This is a genomic window from Amycolatopsis speibonae (assembly GCF_042647925.1).
Lineage (GTDB): Bacteria > Actinomycetota > Actinomycetes > Mycobacteriales > Pseudonocardiaceae > Amycolatopsis > Amycolatopsis speibonae.
On the sequence record NZ_JBHRWK010000060.1, the window covers coordinates 46,529 to 62,029 of the forward strand.

15 protein-coding genes are annotated in these 15,501 nt (G+C 68.9%); 5 read left to right on the forward strand and 10 right to left on the reverse strand.

The genetic code is table 11. The features are described from left to right. Positions 1-72: 72 nt before the first annotated feature. Positions 73-873 carry an alpha/beta fold hydrolase gene (locus ACFOSH_RS33075; RefSeq protein ID WP_378243676.1) on the forward strand — a complete coding sequence of 267 codons (801 nt, stop codon included), beginning with the start codon at positions 73-75 and terminating at the stop codon, positions 871-873. 99 nt (positions 874-972) lie between these two features. On the opposite strand, the gene ACFOSH_RS33080 is transcribed toward ACFOSH_RS33075, so the two are convergent. Together ACFOSH_RS33080 and ACFOSH_RS33085 are read right to left on the reverse strand one after the other, a co-directional pair. Beyond that, positions 973-1,449 (reverse strand): MgtC/SapB family protein, encoded by a 477-nt coding sequence (locus tag ACFOSH_RS33080; protein ID WP_449224200.1) that lies wholly within the window; start codon positions 1,447-1,449, stop codon positions 973-975. 224 nt (positions 1,450-1,673) lie between these two features. Continuing rightward, positions 1,674-2,576, reverse strand: a complete 903-nt coding sequence (locus tag ACFOSH_RS33085) for a LysR family transcriptional regulator (protein WP_378243678.1) — start codon at positions 2,574-2,576, stop codon at positions 1,674-1,676. Positions 2,577-2,732: 156 nt separating this feature from the next. Here ACFOSH_RS33085 and ACFOSH_RS33090 point away from each other — a divergent pair, with 156 nt between their 5' ends. Genes ACFOSH_RS33090 through ACFOSH_RS33100 form a run of 3 tightly spaced genes read left to right on the forward strand, consistent with a single transcriptional unit; the run spans position 2,733 to position 5,417 of the window. Beyond that, positions 2,733-4,151: an MFS transporter gene (locus tag ACFOSH_RS33090; protein ID WP_378243699.1), complete on the forward strand. Its 1,419-nt coding sequence runs from the start codon at positions 2,733-2,735 to the stop codon at positions 4,149-4,151. Between the two features lie 13 nt (positions 4,152-4,164). After that, positions 4,165-5,055, forward strand: a complete 891-nt coding sequence (locus tag ACFOSH_RS33095; protein WP_378243680.1) for an SDR family oxidoreductase — start codon at positions 4,165-4,167, stop codon at positions 5,053-5,055. 14 nt (positions 5,056-5,069) lie between these two features. Next, positions 5,070-5,417, forward strand: coding sequence for a darcynin family protein (locus ACFOSH_RS33100; RefSeq protein ID WP_378243681.1), 348 nt, complete (start codon positions 5,070-5,072; stop codon positions 5,415-5,417). Here the strand turns inward: ACFOSH_RS33100 and ACFOSH_RS33105 are convergent. The 8 genes from ACFOSH_RS33105 to ACFOSH_RS33140 form a co-directional block, all read right to left on the reverse strand. Further along, on the reverse strand, positions 5,407-6,126 hold the full coding sequence (locus tag ACFOSH_RS33105; protein WP_378243683.1) for a nucleotidyltransferase domain-containing protein: 720 nt from the start codon (positions 6,124-6,126) through the stop codon (positions 5,407-5,409). The genes ACFOSH_RS33100 and ACFOSH_RS33105 overlap by 11 nt on opposite strands. A gap of 237 nt (positions 6,127-6,363) precedes the next feature. After that, positions 6,364-7,971: an alpha/beta hydrolase gene (locus tag ACFOSH_RS33110; protein WP_378243685.1), complete on the reverse strand. Its 1,608-nt coding sequence runs from the start codon at positions 7,969-7,971 to the stop codon at positions 6,364-6,366. Between the two features lie 156 nt (positions 7,972-8,127). Continuing rightward, positions 8,128-8,550 carry a nitroreductase family deazaflavin-dependent oxidoreductase gene (locus ACFOSH_RS33115; RefSeq protein WP_378243701.1) on the reverse strand — a complete coding sequence of 141 codons (423 nt, stop codon included), beginning with the start codon at positions 8,548-8,550 and terminating at the stop codon, positions 8,128-8,130. Positions 8,551-8,596: 46 nt separating this feature from the next. Next, complete coding sequence (gene egtD, locus ACFOSH_RS33120; RefSeq protein ID WP_378243687.1) at positions 8,597-9,574, reverse strand: L-histidine N(alpha)-methyltransferase; 978 nt, start codon at positions 9,572-9,574, stop codon at positions 8,597-8,599. Then, complete coding sequence (gene egtC, locus ACFOSH_RS33125; protein ID WP_378243689.1) at positions 9,571-10,335, reverse strand: ergothioneine biosynthesis protein EgtC; 765 nt, start codon at positions 10,333-10,335, stop codon at positions 9,571-9,573. The genes egtD and egtC overlap by 4 nt, the downstream gene beginning before the upstream one ends. A 5-nt stretch (positions 10,336-10,340) precedes the next feature. Continuing rightward, positions 10,341-11,690: an ergothioneine biosynthesis protein EgtB gene (gene egtB, locus ACFOSH_RS33130; protein WP_378243691.1), complete on the reverse strand. Its 1,350-nt coding sequence runs from the start codon at positions 11,688-11,690 to the stop codon at positions 10,341-10,343. Continuing rightward, positions 11,687-12,949, reverse strand: coding sequence for a glutamate-cysteine ligase family protein (locus ACFOSH_RS33135; protein WP_378243693.1), 1,263 nt, complete (start codon positions 12,947-12,949; stop codon positions 11,687-11,689). The genes egtB and ACFOSH_RS33135 overlap by 4 nt, the downstream gene beginning before the upstream one ends. 130 nt (positions 12,950-13,079) lie before the next feature. Then, positions 13,080-14,003, reverse strand: coding sequence for a LysR family transcriptional regulator (locus ACFOSH_RS33140; RefSeq protein WP_378243695.1), 924 nt, complete (start codon positions 14,001-14,003; stop codon positions 13,080-13,082). A gap of 172 nt (positions 14,004-14,175) precedes the next feature. Between ACFOSH_RS33140 and ACFOSH_RS33145 the strand changes: the two genes are divergently transcribed. Further along, positions 14,176-15,366 (forward strand): Glu/Leu/Phe/Val dehydrogenase dimerization domain-containing protein, encoded by a 1,191-nt coding sequence (locus ACFOSH_RS33145; RefSeq protein WP_378243697.1) that lies wholly within the window; start codon positions 14,176-14,178, stop codon positions 15,364-15,366. Positions 15,367-15,501: the final 135 nt, after the last annotated feature.

The following is a 15,501-nucleotide window of genomic DNA, read 5'->3' on the forward strand; positions in this document are numbered from 1 at the left end:
ATCGCCCGCGTCGGCCCCTTTCCCCGCACTTTGGGGAAAGGGGCCTTCGTCGTTTTTCGGTAGCGTGGGCACATGGCCCACGGACGGATTCAGGTCGAGAACGGCGAGCTCGCGTACGAGATCCGGGGCGAGGGCGATCCGATCGTCCTGCTGCACGGCGGGATGCTCGACTCGCGGATGTGGGACGCCGAGATGACGACACTCGAACGGCGTCACACCGTCATCCGGTACGACGCGCGCGGACACGGCGAGTCGTCCACGCCGACAGAGCGGTTCAGGCACTACGACGATCTCCGCGAGCTGATGAGGGCGCTGTCGCTCCCCCGCGCCTCACTGGTCGGACTGTCCGGCGGCGGGCGGATCGCGGTCGACTTCGCGCTGACCCACCCGGACCTGGTCGAGAACCTCGTCCTCGTGGCGACCGGGCTCAGCGCCATGGTGACCAAGGATCCCTTTGTCTTGGAGCAGAACAAGAAGCTCGAAGAAGCGGGCGCCAGGGGCGATCTCCCTGCCGCCATCGAATGCATCCTGCGAATGTGGGTGGACGGTCCGCACCGTGTCCCGGGAGTCGTCGACCAGGACGTCCGGCGACGGTGCCAGGAGATGTACACGCAGACGATCACCCGGCACCGCGGCAGCGGGTTCATGCTGATGGACGAACTGCGGGCCATCGAACGCGTCGGCGAGCTGACGCCGCGCACCTTGACGCTGGTGGGTGATCTGGATTCCTCGGACATCCTCGCCATCGCCGACCGGATCGAAACCGAGGCACGCGACGCCCGGAAACTCGTCGTTCCCGGGGTCGCGCACATGGTCAACCTGGAGAAGCCCGGCAGGTTTTCGCGGATATTGCTTGACTTCCTGGACTGCTGAACTGACAGGCGTACCTGCAAGTGGTGGGTCGGGTTGGTCGTGAGTGGTAAGTGCCGTTCTAACGGCACTTACCACTCACGACCAACCCGACCCACTTCGTCAGGCCCTCTCGGGCTCTTCCTGCTCCGAGCACTCGTCACGGTTGTCCGGGCGACGGTCGACGACGCGGCCGAGCGGGCGCAACAGCACGTTGACCCCGACGATGACCACGGTCCCGGCGAGCGCGACGACGTAAAGTCCCGCTCCCGCAAGGGATCCGACGGCCGCCGAGCACCACAGCGTGGCGGCGGTGTTGAGCCCGCGGACGTTCAGTCCGTCCCGCAGGATCACCCCGGCGCCGAGGAAGCCGATGCCGGAGACGATCTGGGCGGCGACCCGCGTCGGGTCGGCGTCACCACTGGTGTTCAGCCCGCCGAAACCGTGGGCGGACAACAGGACGAAGAGGGTGGCGCCGACGGCGACGAGGGCGTTGGTGCGGAGTCCGGCCATCCGGGCGCGGTACTGGCGCTCGATGCCGATGACGGCGCCGAGGCCGACGCCGGTGCCGACCCTGAGCAGCATTTCGAAGGTGTTCATGATTCCGGCTCTTTTCTGGCGTGCGTACACAAAGCCAGACAGGGAAAGGAGACCGGAAAGGGTCAGCGCACCGCGCACACGGGTGAACGGCGACCGCTTCCGGTCGATCCAGAACTGTCTTCCGGCATGTGCCGCTCACCTCGCTTTCTTGCTCGATCGGTGTTGATCAACCTTCGGGACTGTACCACCGGACCGCCGTCCGGCCACCCCTCGCGTGGACGGGCTCACAGGGACTTGAGCGCGTCGCGGATCGTTTCGCGTAGCCAGCGCTGGGCCGGATCGGCGTCGAGGCGCGCGTGCCAGAGCAGGCAGACTTCGATCTCCGGGAGGTCAGCGGGGATCGGGAACCAGCGAAGGCCGAGCGACCGGCCGTACTGCTCGGCGAGCCGAGAGGGCACGAGTCCGACGTAGTCGCTCGACGAGACGAGGAACGCGGCGACGGCCGACGTGGGGACGACCGCCGCGACCCGGCGCTGGAGGCCGGCCGCTTCGAGCACGTCGTCGAGCGGCCCCCTGCCCCTGCCGCGCCGGGAGGCGGAAACGTGCGGATACCGGCAAAGCTGGGCCAGCGTCGGACGCCGTGTGCCGCCGAGCGGACCGTCCGCCCTGACGATCCCGACCACTCGTTCGCGGTACAGCGGCATCGCACGGATGTCGGGAGCGGTGACGTCACCGGCCCCGATGTCCAGATCCACCGAACCGTCCCGCAGCGCTTCGGTGCTCTCGCTGCCTTCGGCCACGAAACGCAGGACCACACCCGGCGCGACGGCGGCGGTCGCCTCGACGGCCGCGGTGGTGAGTGTCGCGGCGACGCCGTCGTTGATGCGGATGGTGAAGGTGCGTTCGAGATCGCCGATCGCCAGGTCGCGGTCGGCGCTGATCAGGGCGGACGCCTCGTCCAGCAGCGATCGCACGCGCGGCACGGTCCGGAGCGCGAACGGCGTCGGCACCATCCCGCGGCCGGCGCGCACCAGGATCGGGTCCCCCATCGCCCGCCGCAACCTGCCCAGCGCCCGGCTCGCCGCCGGGATCGACAGGTGCAACCGCTCAGCGGCCGCCGTCACGCTGCCCTCCCGCAGCAACGCATCGAACACCCGTAGAAGGTTCAGGTCCAGCTGATCGGCCATAGTTGCATCTTACGCAACTACTCTTTGCCAAAGTTGCGTGGCACGAAGGCCACGCTGGTCAATAGCTTTGCGGACATGCCACTCCGACTTCACCTCCGTGACGACGCCGCAGCCGCGGCGAGCCGTCCGGTCTCGCGAACCGGCCTGCTGGCCGCCATGTGCGCCTGTGTCGTGCTCGTGGTCGGGATGGTCGCCGCGATCAACCTCGCCGTCCCGATGCTGGCCGCGAGCGACCTCCACCCGTCCGCGTCGGCGCTGATCTGGATCGTCGACACCTACGTCGTCTTCTTCGCCTGTCTCGTGATCCCAGGCGGCGCCGCGGGCGACCGCTTCGGCCGCAAGGGGGTCCTGCTCGCCGGCCTGGCGCTGTTCGCGATCGGCGCGCTGCTGTCGACTGTCGCGCCGAACGTGCCGGTCCTGCTGTCGGGCCGGGCGATCACCGGGGTCGGCGCCGCCGCCGTACTGCCCAACACGCTCGCCGTCCTGCTGCACGCGGTGCCCGCCGAACGCAAGGGCGTGACCATCGCGACCTGGGCGTCGATGACCGGGATCGGCGGTGCCGTCGGGAACGTCGGAGGCGGCGCGGTGCTGTCCGGAGGGTCGTGGCGCTGGCTGTTCGCGGCCGCTGTCCCGCTCTCCCTGGTGCTCGCCGCGCTCGTCGCCCGGATCGCGCCGGTGTCCCCGCGGCGCGACCGGCCGATCGGCCCGCTCGGCGCAGTCCTGCTCGTCGGCGCGTCGGTCGCGTTGCTGCTCGGCATCGTCGAAGGGCCCGAAAAAGGCTGGGGCAGCCCGATCGTCCTGACCGGGTTCGCCGGTTCGGTCGTGCTGTTCGCCCTGTGGACGTTCGTGGAACTTAAGGCCGAGCATCCGCTGCTCGATCCCCGGTTGTTCCGCGTGCCCGCGCTGCGCAGTGCCTGTCTCGGCATGACCGCGATCTTCTTCGGGATGTTCGCGCTGTTCTACGTCAACGCGTCCTTCCTGCAGTACGGCAAGGGATTCAGTGTGCTGCTGACCGGGCTGGGGATCATCCCGCTGACAGTGCCGGTCGTCCTCGGCGCGCGGAAGGTGGGCAAGCTCGTCCAGCGCGTCGGCGTCGACGCCACCGTCGCCATCGCGTTCGTCTTCTGCGGCTGCGGCCTCGTCGGACTGTCCACAAACGACGCTTCGACGCCGTACCCTGTCTACGCGGCCTGGCTCGTGGTGACCGGCATCGGTGTCACGCTGGCCCTTCCGACCCTGTCCGCCGCGATCTCCGGTTCGCTGCCGCCGGCTCAGGCCGGTGTCGGCGCCGGGCTGCAAGCCACCACCCGCGAGTTCGGCAGCGCGCTCGGCGTCGCGGTCATCGGCACCGTCCTCACCGGACAGTTCGTCGCCGCGCTGCCGTCCGACCTCCGTGCGGAGCACGATCCGCACACCGTGGCGCAGGCCCTCGCCATCGCGCCCGGCCGCGCCCCCGAAGTGATTTCCGCGTTCGTCACCAGTACGAGCACGGCCCTGCGGGTGATCGGCGTGAGTGTGCTCGTCCTCGGGGCGCTCGTCGTCCTGCAATCACGCCTTTCCCGCAACACCAAATAGAAGGAGTTATCCCATGCACGTATTCGTCACCGGAGCGACCGGCTGGATCGGCTCGGCCGTCGTGGACGAGTTGCTCGACGCCGGCCACGAGGTCACCGGCCTCGCCCGCTCGGACGCCTCCGCCGCCACGCTGGAGCGGAAGGGGGCCCGGGTCCGCCGCGGCGACCTGGACGATCTCGCCGGCCTCCGCGCCGGCGCCGACGAAGCCGAGGCGGTCATCCACCTGGCGAACAAACACGACTGGGCGAACCCCGCCGAGTCCAACCGCGCCGAGCGAGCAGCCGTCGAAACCTTCGCCGACGCGCTGACCGGGACGGGACGGGCCTTCGTTCTCGCCGCGGGGCTCTCGACCCTGGCCACGGGGCGTCCCGCCGCCGAAACCGATCTCTCCCCCGCCGTCGGCCCCGACTCTCACCGAGGCGGCAGCGAGAACCTCGCCCTCGAATACGCCGAAAAGGGCATGCGGGTGATCAGCGCCCGCTTCGCGCCGTCGGTCCACGGCGTCGGCGACCACGGCTTCGTCTCGGGGCTTGTCGCGGCCGCCCGCAAGCACGGCGTCTCCGGATACCTCGGCGACGGCACCAAGGCCTGGGCGGCGGTGCACCGCACCGACGCGGCCCGGCTCGTCCGGCTGGGGCTGGAAGGCGCGCCCACCGGCTCGCTGCTCCACGCTGTCGCCGAAGAAGCCGTCACGACAAAGGAAATCGCCGAAGCCGTCGGACGGATGCTCGACGTCCCCGTGGTGTCCGTCGCGCCGGAGAACGGCGCCGAGCACTTCGGCTTCGTCGGCCGGTTCTTCGCGCTGGACATGTCCGCGTCGAGCGAGCACACCCGCGAACTCCTCAAGTGGGCCCCCTTCGGACCGACCCTGGCCGGGGACATCGAGGCCGGCGCCTACGCCTGAAAGGAAGCAACACCATGTCCGAAGTGACCGCTTTCATCCTGGTGAAGACCACGCCCGAATGGCTCGGCCTCACCGTCGAGCAGCGCGTGGAGGCCTTCACCACCGAAGTCCTCCCGGTGATCGAGAGCAAGGTGAAGGGAGTCCGGTCCCGGTTCTTCGACACCGAGTTCTACTCCGCGCGCGTGACCGACGTGTGGGTCTGGGAAGCCGAGGACCACCACTCGTACCAGCTGCTCATCGAGGCACTGCGCGAGACGCCGTTCTGGGACCGGTACTTCGAGATCGTCGACCTGCTGGTCGGGGTCGAGAACGCGTACGCCACGAACTACGGCTTGGACACCCACGCGAGCGTCAACGTCTGAGACCGGCGGGAGCGTCCCGCCGGTAGCCGAGGAGGAGACGGCCTCCGACGCCGTTGAGGACATCGCGGGAGACCCGTCGCAACTGCTCCGGGTCTCCCGCGCAGACCGCATTGCGGTAGCTGAGCAGGAGTTCCCGAGAGAGCTCCGGGTCGGCTTCGCGAAGCCGGCGTAAGAGCCACTTGCCGTGTGAACGCCATCGGCCTCGCACGACGAGGACCAGCTCAGCCACCGCGATCAGCAGTCTGTCCGCGATGAAGATCAGCTCGTCGGGATCGTCCGCGCCGTCGAGGTCGTCCAGGAGATCGGTGAGCCGGTAGCGGTGATCCTCCAGTTCGGCAGTGGAAAGCGGTGGAGGCCCGGAGCGCAGCCGCGCCCGGGCCTCCTCGCTCGTCCGATGGCCGAACCCGTCCCGGTCGAGCAGCACGACGCCTTCGCCGCACATGTGCAGCAGAGGCGAACGCCGGTCCGCTGTCTCCCGCTCGACTAGCGCTTCGTAAGACACCGGGGTGTGGCAGAACCACTCCACCGGCGAGCCCTCGTGCTCGGTCGTCTCGCGGTAAGGCGCGGGCGGGCCGTCGAGGAACACGACGATGTCGAGATCCGAGAACGGTGTCCGGCGCACGGTGTTCGCGCTGCCACCCAGAATCGCGGCGCGTGCACCGGGGAAACGAGCGGTGACGAGGTCGTGGGCGGCCCGGACGGGATCCATTCGTCCAGCATGCCGCGGTCAGTGAGCTACCGACACCGGTCGGCGGGCGGGGGCCAGGTGCACCGGAGGTCTCGGCCGGTGCCCTGGTTACCCACCCGGACAACCGGAGCGAGAAGCTCGCCCCGGTTCGTCCAGCCTCCCCGCCCGGAAACCTAGGGCAGGTCGCCCGGGACCGGTCCCCGGACGCCACGAAGGCCACCGTCGCGACGGTGGCCTTCGTGTTCACGAGCCCAGGTTTCAGGCAGTGGTTTCGAACGGCTGGACGTTCGGCTGGAACACCTGGCCGTTGGCCGGGATCTTCAGGTCGATCAGATAGTCGGCCGTCACCTTGTCCACCCCGAGCGAGTCACCCAGGATGCAGTGCCCGAAGGCGTCGACCGAGAGCAGCCGGGCGTTGCCCAGCTCGTCGGCCATCCGCTTCGCGAACAGGTACTGGGTCGCCGGGTCGTAGTAGTTGCCGACGACCAGCACCGGGGTGTCGGTCTTGGCCTGCCACGGGCCGCGGTAGACGTCCGGCTTCTTCGCGGGCCACACCGGGCAGCCCGCCACGTCCGAGAACGCCTGGTAGCGACCGAAAGTGGGCGATTCCTTCTCCCACTTCGCGGCGATCTCCGGCACCTTCTCCTGCTTGACCGTGATCTTCTTGTCCGAGCAGTTCACGGCGAAGTAGGAGTCGTCACCGGTGTACGGGCTGTCCGGGTCCGCGTCCGCGCGCCCGTTCGCTCCCGACCGCAGCACCTTCAGCTCGACGGCCTGGGCCGTCTGCGTCTGCGCCGACGGCGGGTGGACGACGTTGTACAGCGCCTGCAGGTCGTCGGCCAGCGGCGGGAACGACGTCGGCGAGTACAGCACACCGGAGACCGTGCTGGTGAACGCGTTGATGTCGTAGCTGCTCCCGTCCGGCAGCTTGATCGGCTGCTGGCGCAGGTAGTCGCGGATCTCGTCGAACTTCTCCCGCGGCGTGCCCGAGCTGAAGGAGCACTTCGGCCCGACCTGCGCGCACTTGCGCAGGAAACCGTCCAGCGAGATCTCGAACCCGCGTGCCCGCTCACGGTCGTACTGCACGCCGTCGCTGGTGCGCAGCGCCGGGTCGACGTTGCCGTCGATGACGATGGCCCGGCTCTGCTTCGGGAACATCGACGTGTACGTCGACCCGATCAGGGTCCCGTACGAGAAGCCGACGAAGGTCAGCTTCTGGTCGCCGACCGCCGCCCGCATCTTGTCGAGGTCACGCACGACGTCCTTGGTGGACATGTGGTTCAGCAGGCCACCGGCGTTGTTCTTGCAGAACTGGCCGTAGTCGCGGTACGACGCCAGCGTGCCGGAGATCTCCTGCCGCGACAACGGCACGGGGATCTGCGCGGCGAAGACGTCGTTCGCGTCCTCCTGCGTGGTGAAGCATTTGAGCGGGTTGCTGGCGCCGACCCCGCGCGGGTCGAACCCGATCAGGTCGAACCGGTCCAGCACCTGGGGCTGGAAGTAGTTCGCCGCGCCGATCGGCATCCGGAACCCGGAGCCGCCGGGGCCGCCCGGGTTGAGGAACAGTGAGCCGACCTTCTTGTCGGGCGTCTTCGCCGCCCGCTTCAGCATCGCGATGTCGATGGTGCCGAGCGCCGCGTTGTCGTGGTCGATCGGTACGCGGTACCGCGCGCAGCTGTAGAACTTGACCTGATCTGCGGGAACACCGCGGACCTGGTCCGCCGTGCAGGCACCCCAGGTCACCGGCGCGGTCACGCCGACCTGGGCGGCGGACGTCCCGGCGTCCTGGGCGGCGACAGCCGTCCCGGACGCGCCGGTCAACGCGGCGCCGGCCACGAGTGCCCCTACCAGTGCGAAACCGCGCACCGGCCTCCTTGTGGATCTCGGCAAAACGACTCCTCCCTCGGCTTGCGACGTGTCGGACCACGTCGCACGGTGCGCCGTCGACGTCACGGCGCGTAACACCAAGCGAGCCTCGCACAAGGCGGTAACCCAGTCACCGGCCGAAAGGATGGTACGAACCTATCGAGTGGTTGTCTTTAACTCGAAAATCGGTAACACACGGCGAGCGGCTTGCTCCTCCATGGAGTAACCGGGCCAGAAGTCCAGCAGCAGTTTCCACATCGCTTCATACTCGCCGGCGAGGAGTTCCCTGGCCCTGACCGGGATCTCCTTGCCCGCCAGCGCGACGGCCGCGTCGGGATGCGAACGCAGGTTGTGTGTCCACGCGGGATCGTTCGGCCTCCCCCAATTGGAGCCGACGAGCACGAAGTCCCCATCGTGCGGGAAGTACAAAAGGTTGGTACTGCGAGGCAGACCGCTCTTGCGGCCCGTCGTGGTCAGCCGCAGGGAAGGGAGCCCGGCCAGCGCGACCAGGCTCACCTTCCCCTTGAACAGGCGGTGGAGTTTCTTGTCCACCCAGATGATCCCGCCCGCGAGCCCCATCAGCCACGGTTTCGTGCCGAGCGCGCGAGCGAGCAAGGTGAGAGGGTTAGTCACGGACAGATCTTGCCAGGCTCACCCCGAAGCGCGATTCCGAGTCCGTCCACCATTTCTCCACCGCGAATCCGGCATCGGCCAGTTCGGCGGCGATTCCCTCCCGCCGGAACTTCGCGGAGATCTCGGTGCGCACGTATTCGCCCTCGGCGAACTTCACCCGCAGGTCGGCGCCCGGGATGTCGACGGACAAGGCCTCACGCGCGCGCAGGCGCATTTCGATCCATTCGTTCTCCTCGTCCCAATACGAGACGTGGTCGAAGGCGGCCGGATCGAAGTTCGCGCCGAGACCGTTGTTGATCACGTGGAGCATGTTGCGGTTGAACTCGGCGGTCACCCCGTCCGCGTCGTCATAGGCGCGTTCCAGCGTTTCCCGGTCCTTCACCAGGTCCGTCCCGAGGAGAAGCCACTCCCCTTCGTCGAGCACATCGCGGACCGAGCGCAGGAAGGTGGCACGGTCGGCGGGGAGGAAGTTGCCGATCGTGCCACCGAGGAAGACCACCAGCCGCGGCCGGTCACCCGGCAGCAGGTCGAGATGCCGGGTGAAGTCGCCGACCACACCGCGGACTTCGAGTGACGGGTAGTCGGCCGTGATGGCTTCGGCGGCTTCCGCCAGCGCGGTTTCGGAGACGTCGAGCGGCACGAACTCCTTCAACGTGCCGTGTTTCGTGAGCGCGTCGAGGAGGAGGCGGGTCTTCTCACTGGACCCGGAGCCGAGCTCGACCAGGGTGTGCGCGCCGGAGCTTTCCGCTATCTCGCCGCCGCGCGCGGCGAGCACCTCCCGTTCGCTCCGGGTCGGGTAGTACTCGGGCAGGGCGGTGATCTTCTCGAACAGTTCGCTGCCGCGCGCGTCGTAGAACCATTTGGGCGACAACCACTTCTGGTCGGCCTCCAGGCCTGCGCGGACGTCCGAGCGCAGTTGCTCGGTGATGTCCGATTCGCTGTGATGTACGTCGAGGTCCACTTCGGTCATCGTGCCTCAGGGCTCCGATCGGCTTCGAGGGGAAGGATTCGCACGCCTTCGCCGGTGACCCGGACGGCGTGGTGGTCGGGAACGGGGATCCAGCCGGGATCGTCGTCGCACGGTTCCGACGCGACGAGCACACCTCCACCGGTGTCCCGATAGGACAGGGAATGCGTCCACGCCGTGCCGATGAGCGTCCGGCCGTCGGTCAGCAGGAGGTTGAGCCGCGAACCAGGCCCAGCCTCCTCGACCACTCCGGTCAGCCACGTGACGGCCGCGAGCGGGTCTTCGCCCGCTTCGAGCCGCTCACGCAGCAAAGCCCACAGCAGCGCCGAGTCCGTGGTCGCTTCCAGCGTCAGAAGGCGGGTGATCGGCAGTTTCGCGGCGAGTTCGGCCATCGAATCCGGCCAGCCCTTCACCACTCCATTGTGGCTGAAGAGGTAACCGCCGCCGGTGAACGGCGCGTTCGCCGCCTCGATCACCGGCATCCCCGTCGTGCCGTTCCGGACCGCCGCCATGAAGGCGTGCGACCGCACCGACCCGGCCAGCGCGGGCAGGTCACCGTCGGTCCACAAAGGAGCGGACCGGCGCAGCCGCAGCGGATCGGGGGCCTCGGTGTACCAGCCGAGGCCGTACCCGTCCGCGTTGACCGAACCGCCGCCCCGCATGTCGGCCGGGGCGTAGGACTGCACGAGCAGCGAATGAGGGGCGTGAAAGACCGTCTCGGCCGGCGAAATCGGCTCGCCGAGATACGCGAGGTGACGGCACATGCCGCTCAGGCCACCTCGCTCGGCCGAGCGTCCCGGGCACAGCGGAACCCGGAGAAGATCTGCCGCCGGATCGGATGGTCCCAGTTGCGGAAGGTGCCGCGGATGGCCGCCGCGTCCGTGCCGAACGAGCCACCACGCAGGATCCGGTAGTCCCCGCCGAAGAACACCTCCGAGTACTCCTTGTAAGGGAACGAGGCGAACCCCGGATACGCCTCGAATCCGCTGCTGGTCCACTCCCAGACGTCGCCGATCAGCTGGTGCACACCCAGTGGTGAGGCGCCCGCCGGGTACGCGCCGACCTCCGCGGGCCGCAGGTGCCGCTGCCCGAGGTTGGCGTGCTCGGGAGCGGGTTCCTCGTCGCCCCAGGGGAATCGGCGCGAACGGCCGGTCGCCGGGTCGAAGCGGGCGGCCTTCTCCCACTCACGTTCGGTCGGCAGACGCCCGCCTGCCCATGCGGCATACGCCTCCGCCTCGTGGAAGGAAACGTGGACCACCGGCTCCAGGGCCGGCACCTTTTCGTAGACGCCGAACCGCGTCCGCCACCAGCCGTCCTGCTCCCGTTTCCAGAAGCGCGGCGCGTGGATGCCGTGCTCGCTGCGGTACGCCCAGCCGCGCTCACTCCACCACTTCGGGTCTTCGTAGCCCCCGGAGTCGAGAAACTCGGCATAGGCCCCGCAGGTGACCGGTGTGGTGTCGATGAAGAACGCCTCCACCGCGACCTCGTGCGCCGGACGCTCGTTGTCGAGCGCCCACGGCTCGGCTGAGGTGCCCATGGTGAAGGCACCTCCGGGCACGAACACCTCCGCGGGCAGCCGCCCGGATCGCGACGTCGGCGGGGCGGGCGCGTGCAGCACCGGATCGCCCTTGCGGAGCTGGTGGGTGGCCAGCATGGTCTCGTCGTGCTGCTGCTCGTGCTGGGTGATCATGCCGAAGGCGAAGGCGTCCTCGGTGAGCCGCCTGCCTTGCAGCGGAACGTTTTCCAAGATGTCTAAGGACTTCTCCCGGACCTCTCGGACGTATTTGCGCGTCTCCTCCGGGCCGAGCAACGGCAGCTCCGGACGGTCCGCGCGGGCGTGCTGGAACGCGTCGTAGATGTCGTCGATGTCCGGCCGGAGCGCCTCGCGGCCGCCGACGTCGCGCACCAGCCAGAGCTCTTCCTGGCTGCCGATGTGCGCGAGGTCCCAGACCAGCGGCGACATCAGTTTCGAGTGCTGGCGGACCAGTTCTTCGTCGTCGACGGCGGTGAGCGCGACACTGCGCTCCCGGGCCCTGGTGAGTGCCTCGGCCGCGTGAGCCCGCAGGTCTTGCGGGCTCAACGCGCGAAGCGGGTTGATCTCGGTGCTTTCCACGCTCATGACTGGGTGCTCCTCGAACCGCGTACGAGGGACTGCACGCCCTCGCTGATCTCGGTGATGGTCTCCGGCGGCAGACCGGTCATGCCGAGTTCGGCACAGCCGAGGTCCACCACCTCGCTCGCGACGGTGGCGATCGCCCTGTCGGCCAGGCCGAACCGGGCCGCGCACTCCCATCTGCCCAGGACCGGTTCGCACAGTTCGAGCACCTTGCCCACTGTGGACGGGCGTGCGAGCAGCGCGGCCAGCAGGGCCACCGGGTGCAGCCATCTGGCCGCGGGCTGGGCGTCCAGGTACCGGATCTCCAGGTACCCCTGTGGACGGACCGGGGTGAAGAAGGTCGTCAGGTGATAGGCCAGGTCGTCCTCGGTCGGCTTGCCGAGTCCGGCGACCTCTCCCCTCCCTTCGATCCAGTCGGCGAAGGTCAGGGAATCGGGCGCGTCCCAGCGGCCGTCGCCGCCGGGAAGGACCATCAGCGGGGTGTCCAGGATCCTGCGTGCCCACTCCCCCGCCGGATCCCCGGTCGGCTCCGCCGAGCGAGTACGGACCTTTTCCGTGTCCATTACGGCCAGCCAGCGCGCGGACGCGTGGCCGGTGTCCCGTCCGGCGTGGACCCGGGAGTTGGCGAAGGTGGCCAGCAAAGGCGGACCGAGCGCGTGGACCGCGGCCCAGCGGTCGGCGAGATCGCCGGCCTCGCCGGTGTCCACACAGACCTGCAGGCCCGCGGTGCTGCACATCATCGTCGCGCCCCCGTCGCCCATCGGGGCGAAGCGGCGCTCCATCGCGGCGTAACGAGGCGTGCCCAGCTTGCGGGCGGGAGCACGATGCCTGTCTATCCCGGTGTCACCCAGGTACAGGCCTCGGGCGGTGAGAAGGGTTTCGAGGTGGGCCAGATCGGCCGAGACGACGGCGTCCAGGTGGCGCAGCGTGGTCTGTGGTTGAGCGGAGATCTCCACCTGACATCCGGGCTCGAGGCTCAGCGGTGAACCTGCCGGAAGCGGGAGGGCGGGGCTGTCGGGGCGCAGTGTCCGCGGGGTGTGCGGGCCGAGCGCGGTGGCGAGATCGTCGGGGTCGAGAGGCCGGGCGGGCTCGTCGGCGTAGTGCACGGTGAATTCCAGCTCTACGCCGAGGAGTCTCGGTGGCCCGTGCTTGAAGCACACGGAAGCCACATACGCCTCGCCCTCGGCGCGGTCCGAGAGGACCTTCGCCGTCGCGTTCGACGCGCTCCCGGACTTCTCGGGGAAATCATGAACAGTAGTCATCTTTCCGCCGTCCAGTAGGTTGTCCGATAACTGAGAAACCTTGACTTCGGACGCTACACGCGGGGTCCGACAACTTCAGGTGCGTTCTTGCCGGGCAGGATTCGCGGACCACCTTTTAGGACGGGACGAATCAGGGCAAAGCGGGCTCGGTGCCCAGGCCCAGCGCCGCGGCCGCGTCGCGGACCGCCCCGATCACCAGCTGCAGGGCCGGTCGCCGCGACGTGGTCCTGCGATAGGCGATCGAAACCGTTCGAAGCAACGGTGTGGTCAACGCGACGACGTCGATCCCCGGCGGCCGGAGCCCCAGTCCGAGATCCGAAACGAGGGTCACCCCGAGCCCGGCCCGGACCATCGCCATCGCCGTCGACTGCTCCTCGACCTCGTGGTTGATCTTGGGCTCGAACCCGTGACGGTGACACGCCGTGCGCACCGCGCGGCCGAAGTGACTCTTCGGGCTGGCGAGGATCCAGGGATGCTCGGCCAATTCGGGCAGGGACGCGCTGCCCGAGGGAACGGCACCGGCGGGCACCGCGGCGTGCAGCCGTTCGACCGCGATCACCGCCCGCTCCAGCCCGGCGTCCCACGGCATCGGCGCGTCGGAATAGTCGATCACGAACGACAGGTCCAGCTCACCGTCACGGACGGCGTCAGCGGTGTCCTCGGGTGCCAGTTCACGGGTCCGGACCTGGATCCCCGGATGCGCGCCCGCCAGCGCGGCCAGCGCGGGTGGCAGCAACCCCGAAGCGACCGACGCCCACACCCCGGCCATGAGCCGGACCGAGACGGTCTCCTGTGCCTCCTCCAGTGCCAGCGTCGCCCGCTCGACCGACCCCAGGATCTCCTCGGCGTGCTCGGTGAGCAGCAGCCCCAGTTCGGTCAGTTGTACCCGTCTGCCGAACCGTTCGAACAGCTTCGCGCCCACGTCCCGCTCCAACTGAGCCAGCTGCTGCGAAACCGCCGAAGCGGTGTAGTGCAGCGACGCCGCGGCCGCCGTGACGGTGCCGCGCCTGCTCAGCTCGCGGAGCATCCGCAGGCGGTGCAACGAAAGCTCCATGCCTCCAACGTAATCGGGCGAGGTGGCGGGTGCCGGACGACGCGTCGGGCGGCGTTACACCAGTTTTTCTGCACGTCATCGTTCAGATTCGGTAAATGGACGTCCGCACCCGCTCGGGCGCACCCTCGGAAGTGGCGCAGCACGACCCCCAGATCCCGAAGGAGGTGGCCGCATGGCCGCGAGGAACGCCGAACCGCTGATGAGGCTCATCTGGACCGACGCCGTCACCGGTGCCACCGGCTTTCTCGTAGTGCACAGCCTGGTTTCCGGCATCGCGACAGGCGGGACCCGGATGCGCGCGGGCTGCACGATGACCGAGGTCGAGGACCTGGCGAGGGGGATGGCGAACAAGACCGCGACCTTCGGCCTGCCTGTCGGCGGGGCCAAGGGCGGCATCGACTTCGACCCGAAGGACGAACGCGCTTTCGGTGTGCTGGAACGGTTCTGCGCGTTCCTGCGACCGTGGATCGACAACCACTGGGTGACCGCCGAGGATCTCGGCGTGCCGCAGCACCTGATCGACGAGGTGTTCGCGAAGCTGGGGCTCGATCAGTCGTACCACGCAGCCATCCGCCGTTCGGCCGATCCGGCGCACACCCTTCGCCGCGTGCAGGCCGGGTTGAGCACCCCGGTCCCCGGTGGGCTCCTGCTCGGCGACGTCATCGGCGGCTACGGCGTCGCACAGGCCTGTCTCGGGGTCGCCGACGCGTGGGAGTGGCCGGTCGAGAAGACCACGGTCGCCATCCAGGGCATCGGCACGATGGGCGGCGGCGCGGCCTGGTACCTGCACGAAGCCGGAATGAACGTCGTCGCGGTCGCCGACGCCGCCGGGACGCTGTACCGGCCGGAAGGCCTCGACATCCCCGCGCTACTGGACCTGCGCGACGAGTACGGCGAAATCGACCGGAGCCGGCTGCCCGCCGACGTCCAACTGCTCCCCCGCGACGAGATCGTCGCGACGGAGGCCGACATCTTCGTCCCGGCGGCGATCTCCTACGCGCTGCGCGCCGGGAACCAGGGCGTGGTCAAGGCGAAGGTCGTCATCGAGGCGGCCAACGCGGCGACCACCCCGGACGCCGAAGCGGGCCTGGCCGCTCGTGGCATCCCGGTGATCCCGGACTTCGTCGCCAACGCCGGCGCGGCCGCGTGGGCCTGGTGGCTCCTGCTCGGCGAGGTCGGCGCCGATCCCGCCGACTCGTTCCTGCGGCTGCGGACCGAGATGCGATCGAAGGTGGCGTTGCTGCTGAGCTCGTGGAACCTCGACCGGATCGCCCCCCGCACCACGGGTCTGCACCTCGCCGAAACCACCCGTTCGGACGCGGCTGCTACCCCGGAAACCGCCCCCGTGCTGGTCATTCCCTGACAGTTCGAGGACACTCCGGCCGGCGGCCGAGCGGGGAAGATTTCGGACGTTGAGGGCGCGCCGATAATCAACTCGCTGGTTTGATCTTCGTTGGTGGGGTGATGCCGGTGTTGATGGCGTGGTTGGTGAGGTCTG

Coding starts and splice junctions, on each gene's coding strand:
- ACFOSH_RS33075 (WP_378243676.1), top strand. CDS start 73: ATGGCCCACGGACGGATTCAGGTCGAGAACGGCGAGCTCGCGTACGAG.
- ACFOSH_RS33080 (WP_449224200.1), bottom strand. CDS start 1,449: ATGAACACCTTCGAAATGCTGCTCAGGGTCGGCACCGGCGTCGGCCTC.
- ACFOSH_RS33085 (WP_378243678.1), bottom strand. CDS start 2,576: ATGGCCGATCAGCTGGACCTGAACCTTCTACGGGTGTTCGATGCGTTG.
- ACFOSH_RS33090 (WP_378243699.1), top strand. CDS start 2,733: ATGTGCGCCTGTGTCGTGCTCGTGGTCGGGATGGTCGCCGCGATCAAC.
- ACFOSH_RS33095 (WP_378243680.1), top strand. CDS start 4,165: ATGCACGTATTCGTCACCGGAGCGACCGGCTGGATCGGCTCGGCCGTC.
- ACFOSH_RS33100 (WP_378243681.1), top strand. CDS start 5,070: ATGTCCGAAGTGACCGCTTTCATCCTGGTGAAGACCACGCCCGAATGG.
- ACFOSH_RS33105 (WP_378243683.1), bottom strand. CDS start 6,126: ATGGATCCCGTCCGGGCCGCCCACGACCTCGTCACCGCTCGTTTCCCC.
- ACFOSH_RS33115 (WP_378243701.1), bottom strand. CDS start 8,550: ATGGGGCTCGCGGGCGGGATCATCTGGGTGGACAAGAAACTCCACCGC.
- egtD (WP_378243687.1), bottom strand. CDS start 9,574: ATGACCGAAGTGGACCTCGACGTACATCACAGCGAATCGGACATCACC.
- egtC (WP_378243689.1), bottom strand. CDS start 10,335: ATGTGCCGTCACCTCGCGTATCTCGGCGAGCCGATTTCGCCGGCCGAG.
- egtB (WP_378243691.1), bottom strand. CDS start 11,690: ATGAGCGTGGAAAGCACCGAGATCAACCCGCTTCGCGCGTTGAGCCCG.
- ACFOSH_RS33135 (WP_378243693.1), bottom strand. CDS start 12,949: ATGACTACTGTTCATGATTTCCCCGAGAAGTCCGGGAGCGCGTCGAAC.
- ACFOSH_RS33140 (WP_378243695.1), bottom strand. CDS start 14,003: ATGGAGCTTTCGTTGCACCGCCTGCGGATGCTCCGCGAGCTGAGCAGG.
- ACFOSH_RS33145 (WP_378243697.1), top strand. CDS start 14,176: ATGGCCGCGAGGAACGCCGAACCGCTGATGAGGCTCATCTGGACCGAC.